General features: G+C 33.6%; 7 protein-coding genes. 6 read left to right on the top strand and 1 reads right to left on the bottom strand.

The genetic code is table 11. From position 1 onward, the window contains the following. Positions 1-492: ATP-binding cassette domain-containing protein (locus tag ACTHW2_RS08905; RefSeq protein ID WP_442263589.1), on the bottom strand; the 492-nt coding region annotated here is incomplete at its 3' end. Between the two features lie 429 nt (positions 493-921). On the opposite strand from ACTHW2_RS08905, the gene ACTHW2_RS08900 reads away from it, so the two are divergent. From ACTHW2_RS08900 to ACTHW2_RS08875, 6 genes are read left to right on the top strand one after another with little or no spacing between them, the layout of a single operon-like run. After that, positions 922-1746, top strand: a complete 825-nt coding sequence (locus ACTHW2_RS08900; RefSeq protein ID WP_442263588.1) for a sugar-binding transcriptional regulator — start codon at positions 922-924, stop codon at positions 1744-1746. 17 nt (positions 1747-1763) lie between these two features. Continuing rightward, on the top strand, positions 1764-3383 hold the full coding sequence (locus tag ACTHW2_RS08895; RefSeq protein ID WP_442263587.1) for an FGGY-family carbohydrate kinase: 1620 nt from the start codon (positions 1764-1766) through the stop codon (positions 3381-3383). 24 nt (positions 3384-3407) lie between these two features. Beyond that, positions 3408-4718: a RuBisCO large subunit C-terminal-like domain-containing protein gene (locus ACTHW2_RS08890; protein WP_442263586.1), complete on the top strand. Its 1311-nt coding sequence runs from the start codon at positions 3408-3410 to the stop codon at positions 4716-4718. Between the two features lie 11 nt (positions 4719-4729). Further along, complete coding sequence (locus ACTHW2_RS08885) at positions 4730-5386, top strand: HAD family hydrolase (RefSeq protein ID WP_442263585.1); 657 nt, start codon at positions 4730-4732, stop codon at positions 5384-5386. A gap of 29 nt (positions 5387-5415) precedes the next feature. Next, positions 5416-6084 carry an NAD(P)H-dependent oxidoreductase gene (locus ACTHW2_RS08880; RefSeq protein ID WP_442263584.1) on the top strand — a complete coding sequence of 223 codons (669 nt, stop codon included), beginning with the start codon at positions 5416-5418 and terminating at the stop codon, positions 6082-6084. A gap of 24 nt (positions 6085-6108) precedes the next feature. Beyond that, positions 6109-7203, top strand: a complete 1095-nt coding sequence (locus ACTHW2_RS08875; RefSeq protein WP_442263583.1) for a glycerol dehydrogenase — start codon at positions 6109-6111, stop codon at positions 7201-7203. Positions 7204-7397: the final 194 nt, after the last annotated feature.

The following is a 7397-nucleotide window of genomic DNA, read 5'->3' as shown; positions in this document are numbered from 1 at the left end:
ACCAGCCTCTGGTTCGTCAAAAAGAGCAACCTTTAAATCCCTTGCTAAAACAGTAGCTATCTCTAAACGCTTAAGCTCTCCACCAGAAAAACTAGCATTTATTTCCCTATCCAAATAGTCTTGAGCACATAGCCCTACGTCAAATAGTAAGTCGCAAGGATCTATATCCCTATCCCCAGCTGCCAGTTTAAGCATATCTCTAACCTTCATGCCTTTGAAACGTGCTGGCTGCTGAAAGGCATAGCCTATACCAAGCTTTGCCCTATCGCTAATACTCTTATCCGTTATATCTTCAGAATCCATCAAGATCTTACCCTTGTTGTTTTCATATATTCCCATGATAACCTTGGCGATAGAAGACTTTCCACCACCATTTGGTCCTGTCATAACATAAATCTTTTTAGCCTCTAATTTTAGATTTATCCCCTTTAAAACTCTTACTTCCTCATTATCTGAGCTTAAAGTTAGGTCTATATCTTTTAGTTCTAGCATATATTCTACCACCTTTATAAATTAATTTTTAATAAAAAATTGTTTTACTATTTTGTTTCTATCTTTATCATACCACTTTAAAATCCATTTTTCCTTGATATAGGTCACTTTTTATTTAAAATTATTATATTATCCGGGCAGATAACCCCTAGTTTAAACATATTAGATAATGTAAATTAGAAATCTTAATCTCCACCATAATCTGAAATTTAAATATTTTGAACATTTGTGCAGACTTTGACAAATGATTGAATCTTTAGAATTCTTATCATATAATTTAATTAGAGGATAAATTAAAATAATAAGAAAGATGTGAGTCTCATGTATTCTAATAAACTAAAATTGATGGTAGAAGCGAGCAAGCTATATTATATCCATGGACTAACACAAGAAGAGATTTCTAAACAGTTATTTATCTCTCGCCCACAAGTGAGTAGACTACTATCCGATGCAAAAGAAGAAAGGATTGTTTCTATTTCAGTAAATGATCCATTTTCTGAAGAATACAGGATTTCAAATATTATCAAGGAAAAGTTTAACCTCTCTCACGTCCTAGTTGTTAATCCTAGCAATGGAAATGCATTTAAAGAATTATCTGAAGAAGTATCTAGAATACTTAGTTCAAAAGTAGGTAATGGAGACTACATAGGAGTATCTCCTGGGAAAACCTTATCATCATCTTCTGAATTTATTAACATCCATAATGTTAAAGATATTAAGTTTATTCCACTCTTAGGTGGGGCTACCTTTGAAGGAGTCGATTGGCATGCTAATAACAATTGCCAAAGGTTAGCTGGAAGAATGAAAGCTAGTCACATGGTTTTAAATGCACCGTTAATAATTAGGGAAGATTATTTAAGAAAGGAATTAATGAACAATCCTGCTATTAAACCTGTTTTTGATGCATACGAAAATTTAAATGTTATCCTTATGGGAATTGGGCAGACAACCACTGACTCAAGTCTTAGTCAAATTGGCATAAGTGATGAAGAAATCTTAAATGCACATGAAAATGGGGCAAAGGCAATAGTAGCTGGTTCTTTTCTAAATTCTGATGGAAAGGAAGTACTTAAGGATCAAAGTGATATATTTTTAGGAGCTAAACTTAAGCATCTTAAAAAATGTCCCTGTGTCATAGCTATATCTGAAGGAATAAACAAATTAGAAGCTATTGAATCAAGTTTAAAGGGAGGTGTAATAGACATATTTTGCACTACTTTACAAACAGCCAAAGGAATCTTGACATTAAAATAAATATGGAGGGATAGTTAATGAAATATTATATTAGTATTGATTGTGGAACCCAAAGCACTAAAGTAGCTATTTACGACGGAGATTCAAAATGCGTAGCTCAACATTCTACCTGCAATGAGATATTTTATCCTAAACCTTGCTGGGCTGAATTAGATGCTGACAGTTACGTAGAATCTGCTGTAAAAGGAATAAAAGAATGTCTAAAAACAAGTAAAATAAATCCTGAAAATATCAGGGCAATTTGTGGAGATGGAATAATATGTGGAGTTGTAGGAGTAGACGAAGACTTAAATGCCATCACACCATTTATCCCATATCTTGACTCTAGAGCAGAAGGAGAAGCAGAATGGATCAGAAAAAGCTTTGAACCAATTTGGATTAAGGAAAGTGGTAACGCTACAGTTGAAGCCCTACAACCAACAGTAATAACTAAATGGCTATTAAACAATCATGAAGAATTTCAACAACGTGGTAAAAAGGTAATGAATATAGGACCTTATGTACTTTCTAAACTTGGAGGATTAAAATCGGATGAAGCTTTTATAGACTGGAGCACATTCTCAGGATGGCTTATTGGATTTAATGCAATTGAAAAAACTTGGTCTCAAAAACAAATGGATATGTTTGGTATACCTATGGATATACTTCCTAATATAGTTAAGCCTTGGGATATAGTTGGAAATGTTTCTAATGAGATGTCAAAAGCTCTAGGTATTCCAGAAGGCATCCCTATTGTAGCTGGTGCAGGAGATACAATGCAGTCTTTCTTAGGTTGCGGAGTAGTAGAACCAGGAATGGCAGCTGATGTAGCTGGAACTGCAGCTATGTTTGGAGTAATGGTAGATGGAATAAAAGAAGACTTAAGTAATACTCCAGGACTTTACTTTACTACAGGTACACTTCCAGATACATACTATTATTGGGGATATATACGAAGTGGCGGATTATCTCTACAATGGTTTAGAGACAATATAATGGATAGGCCTGGGGATAACAGCTTTTATGAAGAAGCAAATGCTAAAGCTGAAAAAGTACCCGCTGGCTCAAAGGGAACTATGTTTTTCCCATATCTACAAGGTGGATGTAACGAAGCATTAAATGCAACGGGATGTTTTCTAAACTTAACTAGTGCTACTGACACTGGAGTCCTCTGGAGATCTATATTAGAATCTATAGCTTATGAATATGTATACTTTACAGATAGAATAAGAAGTGTTGGAGTAGATATAAATAATGTAATTTTTACAGAAGGTGGAAGTAAAAGTGATGTTTGGAATCAAATAAAATCAGACTCCCTTCGTGTAGATGCAGTTACACTTGAAAATAAAGAAGGAGCTACACTCGCTAACGCAGTAATAGCTGCATATGCAGTAGGCGACATAACTAACATAAAAGAAACACTAACTAAATGGTTAAATATAGAAAAGCACTATGAACCTATAACTGCTAATTCTATCTTTTATAGAAATGCCTACCATTGCCATCAAGGATTATTGAAAGAGCAAATGGAAGGTGCCTTTAATGTTTGTTCTTACTTAAGAGATCTTGAAGAACCCTTAAAATATGGAGAACAATATTCAAACTTAAGCGACTATCAAAAAGCTTTATTTGCAAGTAACCCAGTAACAAATAAATAACAAAAATATAAGGAGGCAAATTTAATGAATTCAAAATACGATCCAATAATCTTTTCACAATCAGAATCACTTAATTTAGACGAATATATAGTTGCAACTTATCTAATGAAATCAGACACTAGTGATTTACTTATGAGGGCTGGAGCTGTAGCTGTAGAACAAACTACCGGAACATGGATGCCAGTTCCAGATGAGACAGAAGAAGTAAGACAAAACCACGTAGGAAGAGTAATAGGGGTCTTCCCAGTACCAAGCTATGAAGCAGCCGCACCTGAAGGCGAAAAATCTAGCATAATAAGGATAGCCTTTCCTTGGAAAAATATTGGTCAACAATTACCAGAGCTTTTAAGTACCGTATTTGGTAATATTTCTATGACAAACAATTTAAAAGTATTAGACCTAGAATTTCCTAAGAGCTTTACAGATGGTTTTAAAGGACCTAAATTTGGTATTAAAGGAATAAGAAAATTACTAGATATAAAGGAAAGACCGCCCGTTATGGCTATGATAAAACCTTGTACTGGAATTCCAATAGATGTAATCAAAAGACAATTTAAAAAACTTGCTTTGGCAGGAGTAGATATAATAAAAGATGATGAACTAATAGCAAACCCAGTTCATGCACCATTAAAAGAAAGAATTATAGCTTGTGTAGAAGCTTCTAATGAAGTATACGAAGAAACAGGACACAGGGTTCTATATTTCCCAAATATAACTGATAGGCAAGATATAATGCTAGAAAATGCTAAAATGGCAGTAGAACTTGGGGCAAATGGTTTAATGTTAAATGCACACGCCTCAGGATATGGAGCCTTAGCTGCATTAGCTGAAAACCCAGATTTAAATGTTCCACTCTTAGCGCATCCTTGTTTTGCAGGAGCTATGTATTTAGGTGAGAATACTGGTCTATCTTCCCATATAGTTCATGGTAAATTTATGAGGCTAGACGGAGCAGATTTAGTAGTTTATAACTGTGCATATGGAAAAGTTCCTACTTTAAAAGAAAGATATATAAGAATAGCTCAATCACTACAATCTCCTTTCCATGATTTAAAAACAACTTTCCCAAGCCCTTGCGCAGGAATACATCCAGGAATAGTTCCTGCTATGATGAAAGATATAGGAAATGACATGGTTATAGGTGCAGGAGCAGGCATGCACGCACATCCAATGGGACTTAAAGCTGGAGTAGATGCATTAAAACAAGCTGCAGATTCGGTATTAAAAAATATACCTATAGAAGAATATGCTAAAGATCACGAAGAACTACAAGCTGCAATAGATCTTTGGGGAGTTTACGATCCTAATAAATCAATCTTTGAATTGACAAAATAATGGATATAGATATGAAAAACATAAAGATGATTATATTAGATTTTGATGGAACTGTAGTTAGTTCAATGGGATATATGGATGATATGCTAAGAGACCTTCTATTGCAATATGATATAGTCCCAAATGATGATATGCTAAGTAAAATAAAACCTAAAGGGTTTGTAGGTGGAGCTGCATTTATAAAAGACGAATACAAGCTTCATGCATCAAAAGAAAAAATCTTTAACCATATGAGAAAAGAACTATCTTCAATATATACAGATAAATTAGAATTAAAAGCTCATGTCATAGACTTTGTAAAAGCCATAAGAGATAATGGTATAAAAATCTGCCTAGCAACAGCCAATCAAAGAGATTTTGTATTGGCTGCTACAGACAGGACAGGACTAGACAAGTATCTAGACTACACAGTAACTATAAATGAACTAAATACTAACAAACAAAGCCCGAAAATATTTTTACATTGTGCCCAAAAATTTAACCTTACTCCAGAAGAATGTATTGTTTTTGAAGACTCTGCACATTCATGCCAAGTAGCAAAAGATGCAGGTTTCTATATAGCTGGAGTAAGTGATGAATCAAACAAAGGAAAAGAAGAAAAGGAAATAAGGAATATATCAAATATTTTTGTAGAAGATTTTTCTAAAGCTTTACAATTTTTTACTTAAATACTATATAAGGAGATGATTTTTAAAAAATGAAAAACAAAAGAGATTTTATATTAGACCTATTCCAAAATAGGTATACTTGTAAAGGTTACGATCCAGAAAAAAAAGTTTCTGATGAAGATTTTATGACTATAATGGAAGCAGCAAGACTATCCCCAAGTTCTATGGGATATGAACCTTGGAAATTTATACTTCTAAATAATGAAGGGATAAAGAAAAAAATCAGGCCTTATTCCTGGGGAGCAGAAAAAGCTATAGATGGAGCTAGTCACCTAGTGATAATCTTATCTAGAACTGCTAAAGACATGAAATACGACTCAGACTATTTAAAGTATATAACAAGAGAGATACAAAACTTCCCGGAAGATTTAGCTGCTAAGAGGACTGCAAAGTTTAAATCTTTTCAAGAGGATGACTTTAAACTTTTTGAAAACGAAGGAGCATTATATGATTGGACACGTATGCAAACCTATATACCCCTTACTAATATGTTAACAGCAGCTGCTATATTAGGTGTAGACTCTACCCCTATAGAGGGATTTAATATAGAAAAAGTAGAAAAAGTCTTGGTAGAAGAAGGAGTCTACGACCCAAAACACTTTGGAATTGCTTCTATGATTTCCTTTGGTTATAAAAATAGAGAACATAGGGAAAAAACAAGAAGACCAATGGATGAAGTATTAAAGATAGTAGACTAAGATAGCTTTATAAGGAGGAAAATTATGAGACAAATACAAGCTCCTAGTAAATATATGCAAGGCCCTAATTTGTTGGACGACTTAGCAAACCATGTAAAAGATTTAGCTGATAACTTTTTAATACTTTCTGGTAACACTGCCATGAAACTTAAAAAAAATGTTATTGAAGAAAGCTTTTCAAAAGAAGGAATAGCTTGTAAACTTGAAAGATTTAACGGTGAAACTTCTTACAAGGAAATAGATCGTCTTGTAGAAATTATAAAAAAAGAAAACTTTACAGGTATGATAGGTTTAGGTGGAGGAAAAGTTATGGACACTACTAAAGCAGCAGCCAATAAAGTTGGTATACCTGTAGTTATGGCTCCTACTGTGGCTGCTTCAGATGCACCATGCAGCTCAGTATCTGTAGTTTATAATGAAGATGGAACTGTAAACGGTGTTGAATACTTTAAAACAAACCCCGAACTAGTCCTAGTAGATACTGATATGGTGGCAAAAGCTCCATCAAGATTTTTAATAGCCGGCATAGGAGATGCTCTATCTACTTATTTTGAAGCAAGCATCTGCCATAACAATAACTATAAAAATGTACTAGGCAGCGAAGTTTCTGAAACTGCCTTGGGATTAGCAAAGTTAAGCTATGAGTTAATACTTAAATATGCTTATCAGGCAAAATTAGCAGTAGATATGAATATTGTAAGCAGAGCCCTAGAAAACATAGTAGAAGCTAACACCTATTTAAGTGGGGTTGGTTTTGAAAGTGGAGGAATATCCTGCTCCCACTCCATACAAGATGCACTAACTGAAATTCCCGAATGTAGTAAGTTCTTACATGGTGAAAGAGTAGCCTTTGGAACTTTATGTCTATTGATATTAGAAGACTTTCCAAAGAAAATGGTAGATGAATTTCTAGAACTTTGTTCAAGTATAGGCCTTCCTATAACACTAGCACAGCTAGATTTAAAAGAAAATGTAGAAGAAAAAATAAAAGGTGTAATGGACATAGCCTATCAACCAGAAGAAGATTCAGTTTATAATATGCCTCCTAAAGCAACAAAGGAGTCAATGTATGCTGCAATACTATTAGCAGATAAAATTGGAAGTGAATTTTTAGAATAAAAGCTAATAAAGAGGGAGACTTAAATGTAGTTTAAACTACACAAGTCTCCTTTTATTAAATATAGAAGTATAGAGTTGTTTTCTAATTTAATAGCTTTAAAGTGATCATATCCAAAATAAAAATTAAAAATATCATTATTAAACCTGAATTATTCACGAAACTTTAACCTAGCCAAAAAATTAATTATTTAAAT

The sequence above is a fragment of the Tissierella sp. genome (assembly GCF_052089545.1).
Taxonomy (GTDB): domain Bacteria; phylum Bacillota; class Clostridia; order Tissierellales; family Tissierellaceae; genus Tissierella_A.
The sequence above is the reverse complement of the archived record's forward strand: the minus strand, read 5'-3'. Positions and strand labels throughout refer to the sequence as shown.